At 70.1% G+C, this 16,376-nt stretch carries 14 protein-coding genes; 9 read left to right on the top strand and 5 right to left on the bottom strand.

The genetic code is table 11. From position 1 onward, the window contains the following. Positions 1-44 precede the first annotated feature (44 nt). Positions 45-806, top strand: coding sequence for a beta-ketoacyl-ACP reductase (locus YWM_RS0103690; RefSeq protein ID WP_028849575.1), 762 nt, complete (start codon positions 45-47; stop codon positions 804-806). A gap of 264 nt (positions 807-1,070) precedes the next feature. Here the strand turns inward: YWM_RS0103690 and YWM_RS0103685 are convergent, their stop codons facing one another. Genes YWM_RS0103685 through YWM_RS0103675 form a run of 3 tightly spaced genes read right to left on the bottom strand, consistent with a single transcriptional unit; the run spans position 1,071 to position 4,005 of the window. After that, positions 1,071-1,715, bottom strand: coding sequence for a TetR/AcrR family transcriptional regulator (locus YWM_RS0103685; RefSeq protein ID WP_028849574.1), 645 nt, complete (start codon positions 1,713-1,715; stop codon positions 1,071-1,073). Beyond that, positions 1,706-3,250, bottom strand: a complete 1,545-nt coding sequence (locus YWM_RS0103680) for an ATP-dependent acyl-CoA ligase (RefSeq protein ID WP_028849573.1) — start codon at positions 3,248-3,250, stop codon at positions 1,706-1,708. The genes YWM_RS0103685 and YWM_RS0103680 overlap by 10 nt, the downstream gene beginning before the upstream one ends. Beyond that, positions 3,247-4,005 carry an enoyl-CoA hydratase/isomerase family protein gene (locus YWM_RS0103675; protein WP_043659570.1) on the bottom strand — a complete coding sequence of 253 codons (759 nt, stop codon included), beginning with the start codon at positions 4,003-4,005 and terminating at the stop codon, positions 3,247-3,249. Before YWM_RS0103675 ends, YWM_RS0103680 begins: the two co-directional genes overlap by 4 nt. Positions 4,006-4,054: 49 nt before the next feature. Between YWM_RS0103675 and YWM_RS0103670 the strand changes: the two genes are divergently transcribed. The 3 genes from YWM_RS0103670 to YWM_RS0103660 are packed head-to-tail and all read left to right on the top strand — an operon-like array spanning position 4,055 to position 6,808. Beyond that, positions 4,055-5,683 carry an amidohydrolase gene (locus YWM_RS0103670; protein ID WP_028849571.1) on the top strand — a complete coding sequence of 543 codons (1,629 nt, stop codon included), beginning with the start codon at positions 4,055-4,057 and terminating at the stop codon, positions 5,681-5,683. Next, on the top strand, positions 5,670-6,107 hold the full coding sequence (locus YWM_RS0103665; RefSeq protein WP_028849570.1) for a GNAT family N-acetyltransferase: 438 nt from the start codon (positions 5,670-5,672) through the stop codon (positions 6,105-6,107). Before YWM_RS0103670 ends, YWM_RS0103665 begins: the two co-directional genes overlap by 14 nt. A gap of 14 nt (positions 6,108-6,121) precedes the next feature. Beyond that, complete coding sequence (locus YWM_RS0103660; protein ID WP_028849569.1) at positions 6,122-6,808, top strand: metal-dependent transcriptional regulator; 687 nt, start codon at positions 6,122-6,124, stop codon at positions 6,806-6,808. Here YWM_RS0103660 and YWM_RS0103655 read toward each other — a convergent pair whose 3' ends face one another. Beyond that, positions 6,809-7,141 carry a YnfA family protein gene (locus YWM_RS0103655; protein ID WP_028849568.1) on the bottom strand — a complete coding sequence of 111 codons (333 nt, stop codon included), beginning with the start codon at positions 7,139-7,141 and terminating at the stop codon, positions 6,809-6,811. It lies immediately after the preceding gene. 409 nt (positions 7,142-7,550) lie between these two features. On the opposite strand from YWM_RS0103655, the gene YWM_RS22075 reads away from it, so the two are divergent. From YWM_RS22075 to lysS, 5 genes are all read left to right on the top strand, one after another. Further along, positions 7,551-7,952: a hypothetical protein gene (locus YWM_RS22075; protein WP_156914621.1), complete on the top strand. Its 402-nt coding sequence runs from the start codon at positions 7,551-7,553 to the stop codon at positions 7,950-7,952. A 221-nt stretch (positions 7,953-8,173) separates the two neighbouring features. After that, positions 8,174-10,678, top strand: a complete 2,505-nt coding sequence (locus YWM_RS0103645) for a bifunctional FO biosynthesis protein CofGH (protein ID WP_043659662.1) — start codon at positions 8,174-8,176, stop codon at positions 10,676-10,678. A gap of 245 nt (positions 10,679-10,923) precedes the next feature. Next, positions 10,924-11,943, top strand: coding sequence for a tryptophan--tRNA ligase (locus tag YWM_RS0103640; RefSeq protein ID WP_028849566.1), 1,020 nt, complete (start codon positions 10,924-10,926; stop codon positions 11,941-11,943). Positions 11,944-12,076: 133 nt separating this feature from the next. Next, positions 12,077-13,078 carry an inner membrane protein YhjD gene (gene yhjD / locus YWM_RS0103635; RefSeq protein WP_028849565.1) on the top strand — a complete coding sequence of 334 codons (1,002 nt, stop codon included), beginning with the start codon at positions 12,077-12,079 and terminating at the stop codon, positions 13,076-13,078. 88 nt (positions 13,079-13,166) lie between these two features. Beyond that, entirely contained in the window at positions 13,167-14,828 is a 1,662-nt protein-coding gene (lysS, locus tag YWM_RS0103630; protein ID WP_028849564.1) for a lysine--tRNA ligase, read from the top strand. A 328-nt stretch (positions 14,829-15,156) separates the two neighbouring features. Here the strand turns inward: lysS and fxlM are convergent, their stop codons facing one another. After that, on the bottom strand, positions 15,157-16,350 hold the full coding sequence (fxlM, locus tag YWM_RS0103625; protein WP_028849563.1) for a methyltransferase, FxLD system: 1,194 nt from the start codon (positions 16,348-16,350) through the stop codon (positions 15,157-15,159). Positions 16,351-16,376 lie beyond the last annotated feature (26 nt).

Here is a 16,376-nt window from a genome sequence, read left to right as displayed (position 1 = left end):
TGTTAAGTTACGCGCCAGGAACCCAGCGGAAACCGGGAGGGCTGATGGCTGATCTGAAGGGCCGAGTCGCAGTGGTCACCGGCGCGGCGCGCGGCATCGGTGCGGCGACCGCGCAGCGTCTTGCCGCTGACGGGGCGGCGGTCGCGGTGCTGGACCTCGACCCTGCTGCGGCCGAGCCGACCGTCTCGGCGATCACGCAAGCGGGCGGCAAGGCGATCGCCGTCGGCGCCGACGTCAGCGACGAGGACGCGGTCAACAGCGCGCTGGAGCGGGTCGCCGACGAGCTGGGCCCGGTCGGTGTGCTGATCAACAACGCGGGCGTGACCAGGGACAACCTGTTGTTCAAGATGTCCACGCAGGACTGGGACACGGTCATGGGCGTGCACTTGCGCGGCGCGTTCCTGTGCAGCAGGGCGGCGCAGAAGTACATGGTCGAGCAGAAGTGGGGCAAGATCGTCAACACGTCGAGCGTCTCGGCGCTCGGCAACCGCGGTCAGGCCAACTACTCGGCGGCCAAGGCGGGCCTGCAGGGCTTCACCCGCACGCTGGCCATCGAGCTCGGCCCGTTCGGCATCAACGTCAACGCGGTCGCGCCGGGCTTCATCGCCACCGAGATGACCGACGCCACCGCGAAGCGCCTCGGCCTGGAGCCGGAGAAGCTGCGGGAGGAGACCGCCAAGGTGACGCCGCTGCGGCGGGTCGGCGCTCCGCAGGACATCGCCAACGTCGTGTCGTTCCTGTGCAGCGAGGACGCCTCGTTCGTCACCGGTCAGACGATCTACGTCGACGGCGGCCGCAAGCTGTAACGCTCCCGGCTCGCGGGTCGGCTCGGTACGCCGGCCCGCGCGCTGTCAGGGCCGCGCCACGATCACAACCCAAGGATCGTGAGCTGTGACATCGGCCGCGCGTCAGACCGGTGTGCACCGGTCGACGACGGCCCCGTTCGACGCGCGTCGGGTCCGAACGGCGCACGCGCAGGCTGTCAGACCGCGAACGGCGCACGTGCGGACGGACACCGCGAATCGCGCCACGCGCGGCCACCACACCGCGAACGGCGCACATGCGGGTCGTCAGACCTTGGTGCCCCACGTGTAGCGGACGATGGTGCGGCAGCGCTCCATGTCCGGCTCCGGCGGGTTCGGCCCCGCTCCGGCCGCCCGCAGCGTCAGCGTGGCGTAGCGGGAACCGAGCTCGCGCAGCGTGAGCGGGCCGCGCGGGGAGTACCAGCGCGCCACGCCGCTGCACATCTCCAGCAGCGCGCGCCGGGTGATGCCGTGCTCGTCGGGCAGGAAGACACCTGCTTGCTGTCCCTCGTCCAGCGCCTCGGCCCAGAGCCCCTCGTAGGCGTCGCGCTGCTTGATGATGCGCCGTCGTAGCTTCGGCGACAGCGCGCGCAGCTCGTTGTCCACCACCGCGGTCTCCTTGGCTTGCGCGGCGTGCGCGATGGCGTGCAGCGCGGCCAGCCTGCCGAGCTTCTCCTGCGGGTCCTGCACGTCGGTCGTCGCCAGCATCGCCGCGGACAACAACCGCTCCAGGCAGTCCCACATGATGTCGGCGAGCAGCTCTTCCTTGGTGCCCATGTAGTGGTAGAGGCTGGCCGAGGAGAGCTTGGCCGCTTCGGCCAGCTCGCGGATGCCGACGCCGTGGTAGCCCTTGGCGGCGAACAGCCGCACCGCCGCTTTGCGGACCCTGGTGTGGGTGGAGTTCACAGCCACGACCGCGCCACCCTGTCGTACACGCCGGCCAGCGGTTCGGCCGACCGCAGCTGTCCTTTGGCCACTCGCTCGGATGCTGTCATGGGTAAGTCGTCGACCACCTTCCAGTAGCGCGGCACCTTGAAGTAGGCGAGCTTTCTCGCGCAGTGTTCGGCCAGTTCGTCCGGGCTCGGATCAGCACCGTCCGCCGGGACGACCAGCGCCTTGACTTCTTCGCCGCGAATGTCGTCCGGTACGCCGATGACCGCGGCAAGCCGTACGTCGGGGTGCTGCAGCAACGCTCGTTCGACCTCGTCGGCGGAGATGTTCTCCCCGCTGCGGCGGATCATGTCCTTGGTGCGGCCGACGTAGAAGATGCGGCCGCGGTCGTCCATCCTGGCCAAATCACCGGTGTGGAACCAGCCGTTGCGGAACGCTCGCGCGGTGTCCTCCGGGCGGTGGTAGTAACCCAGCATCAGGCCGACGCCGCGGATCGCCAGCTCACCGGTCTCGCCACGGGGGAGTGGCTGGTCGTCGTCACCGAGGATGACCACGTCCCGGCCGGGCACCGGGCTGCCGATGCAGCCGCTGCCGACCAGTTCGTCGTGATCTTCCGGCCGCATGCGGATATCCGCCCCGGTCTCGGTCATCCCGAACGCCTCGAACCACGGCACGCCCCACCGCTGTTCGAGCTCGGCGTGCAGTTCGCGGGGGATGGCCGAAGCGTGGACGGCCCGCACGCGGTGCTTCTTGTCCTCGGGCGACGGCGGCTGGCGCAGCAGCAGGGTGGGCATCATGCCCAAGCAGTAGAACCAGGTCACGTCGTGCTCGCGCACCTTGGCCCAGAACGTCGACGGGTGGAAGCGGTCCAGCACCACCAACCGCGCGCCCGCGGCCAGCCCGAGGGCGACGTGCCACTGCGGGTCGATGTAGTGAAACGGCTGCGCGGTCAGCATGACGTCATCCGAGCCGATCGTCGGGTGCTCGGTGATCATGCCACGGGCCAGTGTGGTCCAGTACCGATGCGGCAGCACACAGCCCTTCGGGGCGCCGGTCGTGCCCGAGGTGTACTGAATGTTCACCGGCCGCTCGCCGGCGGGAGTGGGGAACTCGGGCGTCGGCTTCCCGGCCGGCAGCTCCGCCGCGGTCAGCACCCGCGCGTCGCCCGCGTCGGGGGCGATCCGGCGCAGCATGTCGGCGAATTCCGGCTCGCAGATCACGACCCGGGCGCCGGAGTCGGACAGCACGTGCGCGCCGTCGAGCTCGCGGTAGTTGATGTTCACCGGCACCATCGCCGCGCCGAGCTTGGCGGTGGCGAGCCACAGCAGGGGGAAGTCCGGACCGTTGCGCAGCATCAGCGCCACCCGGTCGCCCGGCGCGACACCGAGACCGGCGAGCGCACCGGCCAGCTCGTCACTGCGGGCGTTGACCTCGGCGAACGTCAGCGAGCGCGGCGTGCCGCCGGTGTCGAAGACCCACGCGGTCCGGTCCGGCCACAACTCGGCGGCCCGGACCGTCAGCCGGGTCAGGTCGTCGATGCGGTCCAACGCGCTCACGCCGACCCCTGGGCACGGAAGCGGGCGGAGGACTCGGCGACCTCGGCGGCCGTGTCGGTGATCAAGGCGTGGGCGACCTCCAGCTCCAGCGCGGGCTCCAGGGCCGAGTCGATGCCGGAGTCGAGCGCCCGCTTGGCCAGCGTGACCGCGTACGCGGGCTTGTCCGCGATGGCCCGAGCCCACTGCAGCGCTGCCGCGCGGGCATCCGGCACCACGGCGTTGACCAGCCCGAGACGGCCCGCCTCCGCGCCGCTGATTCGCTCCCCGAGCAGGAGCAGTTCCTTGGCCTTCAGCGGTCCGACGAGCAACGGCAGCAGGCGGGAGACGCCCCCGGTGACGCTCAGGCCCAGCCCGGCTTCGGGGAACGAGAACTGGGCGTCATCCGTGGCGAGGACCAGGTCGCAGCCGAGGGCGAACTCCGCCCCGGCGCCGATGGCATAGCCGTGCACCGCCGCGATGACCGGTTGCGGTAGCTCACGGATGCGGCGAGTCACCTGCTGGATGCGTTCGATCCTGCGCCGGGAGTCCCCGCCTGCCTGCGGTTCTTTCAGGTCGTGCCCGGCACAGAACGCGCGGCCGGCGCCTGCTAACACCACCGCGCGGGCTTCGCTGGCCGCCACCTCGTCCAGCACGGCCAGCAGATCGTCCACCAGAGCTGGGACGACGGCGTTCATCCGTTCGGGTCGGTTGAGGGTCACCACCGCAACGCCGTCGAGCATCTCGAGCGTCACGGTGCGCGTCGTCGGAACCGCCATGCCTGCAGAGTCTAGCTTCACGATCGATCGATCGATAGGCTTTCTGGTCATGCGGGTTGACGTGGTGTACACCGGGGCGCGGGTGCTCAGCGGGGCGGACTTCCGCCCGGTCGACGCCGTGGCCGTGCACGGCGGCCGGGTGGTGGCGCTCGGCGCGGAAGCGGTGGAGATCGAGGCGAACAAGCGCATCGACCTTTCCGGCGCGGTGGTCGTGCCGGGCTTCCACGACGCGCACAACCACATGGCCTGGTACGGCATGGAGAAGACCGCGCTCGATCTGAGCGAGCGGACGTGCCGCCGCGTCGACGACGTCTACGCGGCGGTGGCGGAAGCTGCGGGGAAGCAGCCGCCGGGCAGCTGGATCATCGGCAGCGGCTACGACCAGAACAAGCTCGTCGGCGGTCATCCGACGGCCGAGGGGCTCGACCGCGTGGCAGGCGAGCACCTGGTCCGGCTCGGGCACACGTCCGGGCACATGTGCGTGGTCAACTCGGCCGTGCTGCGACAGCTGGACCTGGACCACGTCCCCACCGGCGGCGACGTGGTGCGCGACGAGAGCGGCCGCCCGACCGGACTGCTGCGGGAGCAGGCACAGCGGTTGCTCGACCCGCTCCGCTACCCGGTGCCGCTGGACGACATCGCCCGCGGCATCGCGCTGGCGAGCAAGCAGTACCTGTCCGAAGGCATCACCAGCGTGCAGGAAGCGGGCATCGGGCGCGGCCTGGTCGGCAACAGCCCGATCGAGCTGGCCGCGTATCAGCAAGCCAGGGAAGCCGGGCAGCTCGGGGTTCGCACCACGCTCATGGTGGCCGCACAGTCATTGCACGCGCTGCAGCACGCGCAGGCCGACGACGTCAGCTTCGGCCTGGACCTGGGCATCCGCACCGGCTTCGGCGACGACTGGCTCCGCATCGGGCCGATGAAGCTGTTCTCCGACGGCTCGCTGGTCGGCCGGACGTGCGCCATGCACGAGCCGTTCGACGGCGAGCCGGACAACCGCGGCTACTTCCAGATGCCTGAGGAGGACATCGCGGACACGATCCGCGCAGCCCACCGGTCGGGCTGGCAGATCGCCACACACGCCATCGGCGACCGAGCGGTCAGCGTGGTCCTGGACGCCTATGCCGCAGCGCTCGCCGACTTCCCGCGGCGCGACCATCGGCATCGCATCGAGCACTGCGGCGTGATCGACGATGCCGAGCTGGCCCGACTGGCCGAGATGGACATCATTCCGGTCCCGCAGGGCCGGTTCGTCAACGAGATCGGCGACGGTATGCGCGCCGCGCTCGGGCCGTCGCGCGTTGACCGGTGCTACCGCCAGCGCAGCTTCCTCGACGCGGGTTGTGTCGTCCCCGGCAGTTCGGACCGGCCGGTGGTCGAGGGAGCGCCGCTGCTCGGGATCGCCGACCTGGTTCGTCGCCGCACGTCGAGCGGGTTCTTGCTGGGCGCCGACGAGCGGATCAGCGCCACCGAGGCGCTGCGGGCCTACACGTTCGGGTCGGCGTACGCCTCGTTCACCGAACGGGATCGCGGGACGATCGACGTGGGCAAGCTTGCCGACTTCGCGGTGCTGTCGCACGACCCGACAGACCCCGAGTCATTGGACGAAGTGCGTGTGCTGGCCACCGTGGTCGGTGGCGACATGGTTTACGAAAGGAGCGGGGATGCCGGTACGTGACGCCGAACCTGCCGACGTCGAAGAAATCTGCGCGCTGATCGAGGAGCACGCGGCCTACGAGGGCAGACACGATCTCAAGCTCGATCGGGCGGAGATGGCCGGGCACCTGTTCGGCGACGACCCGAAGGCCTGGGTCGTGCTGGCGCACCCCGACGGCCGGCCGGAGGTCGTCGCCGGCTTCGCGTTCTGCTGCTGGAACTTCTCCACGTGGGAGGGCAAGCCCGGCATCTGGATGGACGACCTCTACGTTCGCCCGCAGTTCCGCCGCAGCGGGTTCGCCACCGAACTGCTCCGGGAGCTGAAATCCCGCACCGACGGCCGGGTCGAGTGGGAGATGCAGGTCGACAACGCCAAGGGCAAGGCCTTCTACCAACGACTGGGCGCCCAGCCGGTCCCTGGTTGGATTCGCTACCGGTGGCTCTGACTTATCGTGAACATATGCCGGAGGCGAAGCGACGCTCGGCGTCGATCGAGGACTACGTGCGGGTGATCTACGGCCTTGCCGAACGCGGCGAGGAGGTCACCAACACGTCGCTGGCTGCCCGGTTGGCGGTCAGCCCGTCGTCGGCGTCGGGCATGGTCACCAAGCTGGCGCAGCAGGGTCTGGTCGCGCACGTGCCGTATCGCGGCATCGAGCTCACCGCCGACGGCAAACTGCTGGCTCGCTCGGTGCTCCGTCGCCATCGCCTCATCGAGACGTACCTGGTCTCGGAGCTCGGCTACACGTGGGACGAAGTGCACGCCGAGGCCGATGCGTTGGAGCACGCCGTCTCCGATCGGCTGATCGAGCGCATCGCGGCCAAGCTGGGCAATCCCGAGCGTGATCCGCACGGCGACCCGATCCCCACGTCGGACGGAGCGGTCAACGAGGCGCCGCTGCGCATCCTCGACGAGCTGGAGCCCGGCGCGGTCGGGGAGATCGCCAGGGTGTGGGACACCGACCCGGAGCTGCTGCGCTACCTGGCCGAACGGGCCATCAGCCTGGGTGAACGCATCGAGGTGATCGAGCGGCAGCCGTTCGGCGGGCCGCTGGTGGTCAAGGTCGGATCACCGCCCCGCGAGGCCACCCACGCGCTGGGTTCGGAGATCGCGCGGGCGCTGTCGGTCGCGGTCCAGCCCGGCTGATCAGCCGCGCGGCCCGTACATGATCACGGCGACGCCGACCAGGCACAAGGCCGCGCCGATCACATCCCAGCGATCCGGCCGGAACCCGTCGACGAGCACGCCCCACAGCAGCGAGCCTGCGACGAACACGCCACCGTAAGCGGCCAGGATCCGCCCGAAGTGGGGGTCGGGTTGGAAGGTGGCGACGAAGCCGTAGGCGCCGAGCGCGATGACCCCGGCGGCGACCCACAAGTACCCCGCGTTCTCGCGAATGCCCTGCCACACCAGCCAGGCGCCGCCGATCTCACACAGTGCCGCCAGCGCGAACAGCAACACCGAACGTGCCACGGTCATCGCCCGAGGCTACTGCGGGCCGGCGCCCCGTCGCCTGCAGCCGTCGGCGACTGAGCGCGGGGCCGCACGTCGCGGGCTCGTCGCCCGGCCGCAGCCCGTCGTGGAGTTGCAGGGCTGTGCGCCGACCCGTCGCGGATTTGCAGGCTGCCGCGCGTCTGCGACGCCGCCGGATCGCCGAGGCAGCCGCCGAGCGCGCTGAACTGCACGTTCACCGACGACTCGGCCGACACGCTCCGAATGTGCGCTGTCACGCTGTGACCCCGGTGCACCATCGACTACGACATTCGATAATCTCTGCCGCCGAGTCCGGGCGCGGGCAGCGGACTTGACACACTCGGTAGGTTTTCGCCTCGACGAGCTGAGGATCTGCCCACTCACAAGGGTGACAGCGATCTGGGAGGTACGGCGCGTGCGTAACCAGGAGCGGAGCAAGGTCGCCTCGGTGGCTGAGTGGGCGTTCCGGCTGGGCACCACCACGCTGGTAGTCCTCGGTGGCTTCGTGACCCTCGGCTCGCCCGCATGGGCTGCGGACATGGCAGCGCCGGCCAACTTCGGCATCCTCGGCCCGGTCGGCCTGATCGCCGTCGGTGTCGGCGTGCTCGGCATGATCGCCGGCCTGGCGCGCAGGCGCAGGCAGGCCCTCGGTCGTTCGGTGGCGGCTCGCAGCGCGGCGGCCGAGCAGGCCGCGGCGGACCGTGCCGCGCGGGTGGCCGCTTCGCAGCCGATCGGTGAGCAGCACGTTCCTGGTCCTTCGCAGCCCGCCGCGATCGAGCGGACCGGACAGCAGACGGCCATCCGCGAGCCCGCGTAAGCCCGTGCATTCGTGGCGACAGCCCGGCACTGAGCCGGCGGCTGTACATCGACTATGTGAGCGAACACACAGTGCTCGCGGTGACCGGGGCGTCGGCCGCGGTGGCCTACCTGGACACCCGTTTTCGTGGGGTTTCCGCCCCGTCGACGTGCTGAGTCCGGTACGCGTGACCGGTGGAACGGCGTGGCGCCTACGGCCGCTCCTTCCGTAGTGTCGGCTGCATGATCCCGTCTCGTTCGGCACTGTCGCGGGCGCTTCGTCGTGCGGAGACCGGAGCGACACTGGACGTCACCGAGGCGACCACGCTGCTGCATGCCACAGGCGAGGAGTTCGACCGGCTGTTGGCGGCGGCCGCCCGGGTACGCGATGCGCACCTGACCGACCAGGGTCATCCGGGCGTGCTGACCTACAGTCGCAACGTCTTCATCCCGCTGACCAGGCTGTGTCGCGACCGGTGTCACTACTGCACGTTCGTCACGGTCCCCGGCAAGGTTCCGCACTCGCTGTACCTGGAGCGCGACGAGGTCGTGGAGATCGCGCGCAAGGGCGCAGAGCTGGGCTGCAAGGAAGCCTTGTTCACGTTGGGGGACCGGCCGGAGGCCCGGTGGCCGCAGGCGCGCGAGTGGTTGGAGGCGCGCGGCTACTCCTCCACCGTCGACTACGTTCGCGCGTGCGCCATCGCCGTCCTCGAGGAGACCGGGCTGCTGCCGCACCTCAATCCCGGCGTGCTGTCGTGGGAAGAGCTGCAGCGGCTCAAGCCGGTGGCAGCCAGCATGGGGATGATGCTCGAGACCACCGCCGAACGGCTGTGGTCGGAGAAGGGCGGCCCGCACTACGGCTCGCCGGACAAGGAACCCGCGGTCCGGTTGCGCGTGCTCGACGACGCCGGCCGGGTCGGCGTGCCGTTCACCACCGGGATCCTGATCGGGATCGGGGAGAACCGCGAGGAGCGGGCCGAGTCGTTGCTGGCCATCCGGCAGCGGGCCCGGCAGTACCGCAACATCCAGGAAGTCATCGTGCAGAACTTCCGGGCCAAGCCGGACACCGCGATGCGGTCGGCGCCCGATGCCTCGCTGCACGACCTGGCGGCCGCGGTGGCCGTTGCCCGGCTGCTCATGCCGCCGGGGGTGTCCATCCAGGCTCCGCCGAACCTCATCGGCGAGGAGCACGAGCTGCTGCTGCGTGCGGGCATCGACGACTGGGGTGGCGTCTCCCCGGTGACCCCGGACCACGTGAATCCCGAACGTCCGTGGCCCGCGTTGGAGACGTTGACCGAGTGGACCGAGGCGGGCGGCTTCGAACTTCGCGAGCGCCTGACGGCGTACCCGCGCTACGTGCGTGCTGCCGAGCGGTGGATCGACGTCCGGTTGCACGGGCATGTGCGGGCGCTGGCCACCGAGGACGGTTTGGCCAACCCGGACGCCGAGGTGGTCGGCCGCACCTGGCAGGAGCCCGACGGTGGGCTGGAGACCGTCGGCCGGGCGGACCTGCACTCGGCGATCGACTCCGAGGGCCGCACGGACGACCGTCGTGGCGATTTCGACTCCGTCTACGGCGACTGGGATGTGCTGCGGGACCAGGTCTCCGCGGACCGTGCGCCGGAACGCCTGGACGGCGACGTCCTGGAGGGCTTGAAGCTGGCCGCGGACAAGCCGTCCGCGCTGTTGGAGCCGGAGAACGAAGCCGCGGCGCTGGCGCTGATCACGGCCGAGGGTGACGCCCTCGAGCAGCTCACGCGACTTGCCGACGACCTGCGCGCGGACGTGGTCGGTGACGACATCACCTACATCGTGAACCGCAACATCAACTTCTCCAACGTCTGCTACGTGGGCTGCCGGTTCTGCGCCTTCGCTCAGCGCGAGCGGGATGCCGACGCGTACCGGCTCTCCGTCGACGAGGTCGCCCAGCGGGCGGTGGAAGCCGCGGAGGCGGGGGCGACCGAGGTGTGCATGCAGGGCGGCATCGACCCGAAGCTGCCGGTGTCGTACTACGCCGACATCGTGCGGGCCATCAAGAAGGCGGTGCCGGAGATGCACGTCCACGCCTTCTCGCCGATGGAGATCGTCGCGGCGGCGTCGAAGGCAGGTGTGTCGGTCGAGGAGTGGCTGACCGAGCTGCGCGACGCCGGGCTGGGGTCGATCCCGGGCACGGCGGCGGAAATCCTGGACGACGACGTGCGCTGGGTGCTGACCAAGGGCAAGCTGCCCGCGCAGACGTGGGTCGAGGTGGTGTCGACCGCGCACCGGCTCGGCATCCCGTCCAGCAGCACGATGATGTACGGGCACGTCGACCGACCGCAGCACTGGCTCTGGCACTTGCGCGTGCTGGCCCGCGTGCAGGACGACACCGGCGGCTTCACCGAGTTCGTCGGCCTGCCGTTCGTGCACCACAACGCCCCGATCTACCTGGCGGGCGTGGCGCGCCCCGGCCCGACGATGCGGGACAACCGCGCGGTGCACGCCTTCGCGCGGCTGGCGCTGCACGAGCGCATCGACAACATCCAGTGCTCGTGGGTGAAGCTCGGTGACGAGGGCACCGCGCAGTTGCTGCGCGGCGGCGCCAACGACATCGGCGGCACGCTGATGGAGGAGACGATCTCCCGGATGGCCGGGTCGGAGCACGGCTCGTCACGCACCAGGAGCCAGCTCGAGCAGCTGGCAGCGCTGGCGGGTAGGCCCGCGCGGCAGCGGACCACCACGTACCAGCGGGTGCCTGCGTCCGTCTGAGCGGCGGGGCTCGCCTTTATCGGGCGGGCCGCGCGCCGGCGTGGCCCGAGCCGCAGGCGTCTTCGTCGGGCAAGGCCCATCGGCCGTGTACCTACGGCCGCTCGCGTCGGCCGATCTACGGCCCAGCCGCGGGCCGGCCTCCATCGGGCAGGCCGCGCGCCGGCGTACCGCCGTGTACCTACGGCCGCTCGCGTCGGTCTGAGCTGGCGCTCATCGCCTGCGCCGCCGTCAGTACGATGACCCGTATGTCGCAGCCATCCCGGAAGATCTCGCTCACGGGCATCCAGTCCACTGGTGACCCGCACCTCGGCAACCTGGTTGGCGCCATCCGTCCGGCGCTGAAGCTGGCCGAGTCGTACGAGACGATGTACTTCATCGCGGACTTCCACGCGGTCAACGCGGTCCGCGACCCGCAGCAACTGCAGCACAACATCCGGTCGGTGGCGGCGACGTGGCTTGCGGCGGGTCTCGATCCCAGTCGCACGATCTTCTACCGGCAGTCGGCCGTCCCGGAGATCTTCGAGCTCAACTGGGTGCTGTCGTGCGTGACCGGTAAGGGCCTGCTGAACCGCGCGCACGCCTACAAGGCCGCGCGGGATCGCAACATCGAGGCGGGCAAGGACCCGGACGACGGCGTCAACATGGGGTTGTTCAACTACCCGGTGCTGATGGCCGCGGACATCCTGATCATGGAGGCCAATGTCGTCCCGGTCGGCAAGGACCAGGTGCAGCACGTCGAGTACGCCGCGGACATCGCAGGCAGCTTCAACCACCTGTACGGCGACAAGTACTCGTTCGTGATCCCGGAGGTGCTCATCCCGGAGTCCGAGAAGGCGCGCACCGTGCCCGGCGTGGACGGCCGCAAGATGAGCAAGTCCTACGGCAACACGATTCCGCTGTTCCTGCCGGAGAACAAGCTGAAGAAGCTGGTGCGGCGGATCCCGACCGACTCGACACCGGTGGAGGAGCCCAAGGACCCGGACAGCTCGTCGGTGTTCCAGCTGCTCGAACTGTTCGGGCCGGACGACCTGGTGGCCGAGACGCGCAAGCGGCTGGAAGCCGGTGGCATGGGCTGGGGCGAGGTGAAGAACCAGCTGTTCGAGGTGCTCAACACCGAGCTGGCGCCGATGCGCGAGCGCTACGACGAGCTGATGGCCGCAGGCAGCGATCTGGACAAGGTGCTGGCCGAAGGCGCCGAGCGGGCTCGCGAGCGCGCGTCTCGGGTGCTGAAGTCGGTGCGGTCGGCCGTCGGCATCGACGCCTGAGCTGACTCGACCGGTCGGGCGCGACGCCTGATCGCGGGCGTTCGCGTCGTCGACGTCCACCAACCGGCTCACCCTCGGCGTCTACCCGCGTGCACAACGCGCGGAGCGGCGCCGTGGCCGTTAGCGTGGCGGAGTGAGCGAGCAACGCGAAGGCTTCGTCACCAGAATGCGCAAGCGCTATCTGTGGCTGGACCACATCCTGCGCGCGCACGAGGCGTACAGCAAGCGATACGGCGACCACTACGCCGCGGCCATCACCTACTTCAGCGTGCTGTCCATCGTGCCGATGCTGATGGTCGCGTTCGCCGCCGCCGCGTTCGTGCTGGCGGGCAACCAGGAGCTGCTCGACGAGCTGAAGGGCGCCATCACCTCGGAGGCGCCCGAGGAGATGGCGGCGACGTTGAACCAGGTGGTCGATCAGGCGATCGAGTCACGGACCACCGTCGGTGTGCTGGGTCTGCTGACCGCGCTGTACGCCGGGATCAACTGGATGTCGAACCTGCGGGACGCGCTGACCGCGCAGTGGGGCCTGCGCAAGGTCGATCGCCCGCTCATCAGCGGCACGCTCAAGGACCTGCTCGCCCTGCTCGGCCTCGGGCTGGCGCTGGTGATCTCGTTCGGGCTCACCGCGCTCGGTGTCGGTGCCGGCGAGTACGTCCTGGAACTGATCGGGCTGGCGGAGTACGGCTGGGCGCGGGCCGGGCTCACCGCGGTGGCCATCGTGCTGTCGATCGCGGCCAACTGGCTGGTGTTCCTGTGGGTGATCGCCAAGCTGCCGAGGGAGAAGGTGGTGCTGCGCGCGGCGGTGAAAGGCGCGCTGATCGCGGCGATCGGGTTCGAGATCCTCAAATCGGCCGCCACAGTGTTCCTGTCGTCGGTCACGTCGTCGCCCACCGGCGCGGTGTTCGGGCCGATCATCGGTCTGCTGATCTTCGCCAACCTGGTGGCCCGGTTCCTGCTGATGGTCACCGCGTGGACCGCCACGGCGTGGGAGAGCGAGAAGCCGCCACCCGAGCCGGAGCCGGTGCTGCTTCGGGTCGAGGTGCAGGAGGGCCCGCGGACCGGTCAGGTGGTCGGCCTGCTCGGTGTCGGCGGCCTGCTCGGCGCGGGACTGAGCCGGTTGCGTCGCAAGTAGCGGCAGGTGAGCCAGGTGGCGGCGGGTCGGTGCCGCGCTGCTAGCGTTGACTACCGCTGATGAGGCGTTTTTCGTTTACGGAGGATCGGTGTCCGAGTCGGAGTTGAGCTGGGTTCAGCGTGCCGCCGACCAAGCGATCGAGCACGCCCACCGGGCCGGTGCCAAGAAGATCATTTGCGCGTCCGGTGTGTCTCCGTCGGGGCCGATCCACCTCGGCAACCTGCGCGAGGTGATGACCGCGCACTTCGTCGCCGAGGAGATCAAGGCGCGCGGCCTGGACGCGGTGCACCTGCACTCCTGGGACGACTACGACCGGTTCCGCAAGGTGCCTGTCGGCCTGGACGAGAGCCTGTCGGAGCACGTGGGCAAGCCGCTGTCCGCGGTGCCAGACCCGTACGGTGAGCTGGACTCCTACGCGTCGCACTTCATCGAGGAGTTCTCTGCGTCGCTGCGCCGGCTCGGCGTTCACATGCACGAGATCCGCCAGTCCCGGCAGTATCCACGCGGCACGTACAACGCGGCGATCCGCAAGGCGATGGAATCGCGCGGCCAGGTGTTCGACATCCTGGCGTCGTTCCAGACCGAGGGGCGGCACGAGACCCCGGTGGAGGAGCGGCGGGCGCGCTACTACCCGTTCAAGCCGTACTGCGAGTCGTGCGGCAAGGACTTCACCACGGTGACCGACTACGCCGACCCGGTGGTCAGCTACGAGTGCCGGTGCGGCCACTCCGGTCGGATGACGCTGGAGGACGGTGCGGAGATCTCCGGCAAGCTGGTGTGGAAGGTGGACTGGCCGATGCGCTGGGTCCACGAGGGCGTGGACTTCGAGCCGGCAGGCGAGGACCACCACGCGCCGTCCAGCAGCTTCGCCTCCGGAAAAGTGCTGGTCGCCGACATCTTCGGTGGTACGGCGCCGTACTCGTTCGCCTACTCGTTCGTCGGCCTGGCCGGTGGTTCGAGCAAGATGTCCGGATCGGCCGGTGGTGCGGCCATCCCGGCGACCGCGCTGGACGTGATCGAGCCCGCGATCCTGCGGTGGCTGTACGCGCGGCGGCTGCCGTCGCAGAAGTTCACCATCGACCTCTCGCCGCGCGCGGTGCAGCGGCTGTACGACGAATGGGACCGCTTCAACGACCGGGCGGCCTCCACCGAGGGTTCGGCCATCGAGAAGCATCTGCTCGGGCTGTGCCGCCAGACCACGGCGGGTCCGGTGGAGTACTCGACGCGTCCGGTCTCCTTCCGGCTGCTGTCCTCGGCCGCGGACATCACGCAAGCCAACACCGAGCAGATGGCCCGGCTGGTCCGGCAGCACTTGGACGCCGACGCGCCTGCCGACGACGACACCATGTTCGCCGAACTCGAGCCGCGGCTGACCTGCGCGATCAACTACGCGACCCGGCTGGTGCCGCCGGAGGAGCGGACCATCCTGCGGTCGGAGTTCAACACCGAGGCGTGGGAGCAGCTGGACGAGCAGACCCAGAAGGGCGTGCAGATCCTCGCCGAGCGGTTGACCGAGGACTGGACGCTGGACGGCCTGACCCGGCTGGTCTACGGCGTGCCGAAGATCCTCAACGGCTTGCCGGAGGACGCCCAGCCGACCCCGGAGCTGAAGAAGGTGCAGCGGGCGTTCTTCAAGGCGCTGTATCAGCTGCTGTGCTCGTCGGACACCGGGCCGCGGCTGCCCACGCTGTTCCTGTCGATCGGGCCGGAACGGTCGCACCAGTTGCTGGTGGGCCAGGCGTCGGAGTAGGTGGCGCACGGCGGTCGCCCAGCTCCGGAGTGGCCGGCCCGCGGCGATCACCCAGCTTCGGAGTAGCCGGCCCGCGGCGATCGGCAGGTGTCAGAGCACGGAGCTCGCGGCAGTAGCCGGACGTCGGAGCAGGTGGCCCGCGGGCACGCACCAGGCGTCAGACCAGGTGGCCACGGCGACCGTCAGGCACACCGCAGTAGGCGGCCTGCGGCGGTCGCCAGGCCTCGGCCGACGGCGCCGTCCGTCCCCGCGCCGGTCGCCCTCCGGGCACTCGCACCCCGGATACCCGCCTTGCCGGGGTCGACCGACCTGGACGTGCCGCGCGCCGTCACCCGTCTTGCAGCACCAGGGTGGTCTGCCGCTTGGCGATGACCTGCCCGCTCACGCGCGGTTCGGTCCCGACCGGCCACGCGGTGATGACCGGCTGGGCCGCACGGTTGCCGTCCCAGCGCTTGATCGTCGCCACGATTCGATCGGCCAGCTCGTGCCCGCGGGGCCCGTGCCCGGTGGCGCCCAGCGCGTAGCGACGCTGCCCGTTCGCCGTCCGCCGCGCACTGGTGAGGTACGCCAGCGAATCGCCGTCGACGACCGCAGGAGCCCAACCGGGAAAGATCGGCTTCACCGGCCCGTGCGCGATCGCCGCCTCCGTCGCTGAGATGCGGCACGTGCCGGCCTCGGTGGCGGTGAGCCGGAGCCAGATCCCGTCCACACCCTCGTGCGGGGCGACGGTGACCCCGGACCACAGCGTGGTCCCGACGCCGCCGACCGCGGACCGCAGGGCAGCGGTGTCGATGCGCTGATCTTCGTCCCAGTGCAACGAGACACCGTCCGCGAGACCGGCGGAGCGCTCGCCACCCGCCACGTCGCCGACCATGGGAATGAACGCACAGGGCTGGCTGTCCACCGCCCGCAGGTGATCCTCGTGCCGCGTGAACGCAATGCTGCGGGACTGGCCCCGCCAATACAGCGGGACGACCAGCCGCCCGACCACGGCGAGCTGGTCGAACCACGCAGCCGGCAGATCCCACGGGCCCACGGTGACGATGATCTTGTCGTACGGGGCTCGATCCGGCGCGCCGAACGCTCCGTCCGCGTTGATCACCCGTACATGGTGGTAGCCGGTGGCGTCCAGCGCCTCGCGAGCGTGCGCGGTGACGTCCGAGTCGATGTCGATCGTGGTCACCGCTCCCGCCGGGCCCACCAGTTCGGCGAGCAGGGCGGCGTTGTAGCCGGCGCCCGCGCCGATCTCCAGCACGTTGTCACCCGGCAGCGGATCGAGCTGGCGCAGCATGATCGCCACGACCGACGGCATGGACAGCGTGCTCACCGGACCGTCCGGCCCTGGTTTGACGGTCACGGTCCGGTCCGCGTAAGCGTCCGCCAGGGACGCTGCGGGCGCGAACTCGTGCCGCGGCACGGTCCGCATGGCTGCCTCGATCCGCGCGGATCGCAGCAGACCCGCGCCGATGATGCGGTCGACCATCCGACCGCGCAGTTCCTCCGGGCTGTTCGCGCTGGTCATGCTGATCCTTCGGCTCGGCGGTCTCA

The sequence above is a fragment of the Thermocrispum municipale DSM 44069 genome, from assembly GCF_000427825.1.
Classification (GTDB): domain Bacteria; phylum Actinomycetota; class Actinomycetes; order Mycobacteriales; family Pseudonocardiaceae; genus Thermocrispum; species Thermocrispum municipale.
The sequence above is the reverse complement of the archived record's forward strand: the minus strand, read 5'-3'. Positions and strand labels throughout refer to the sequence as shown.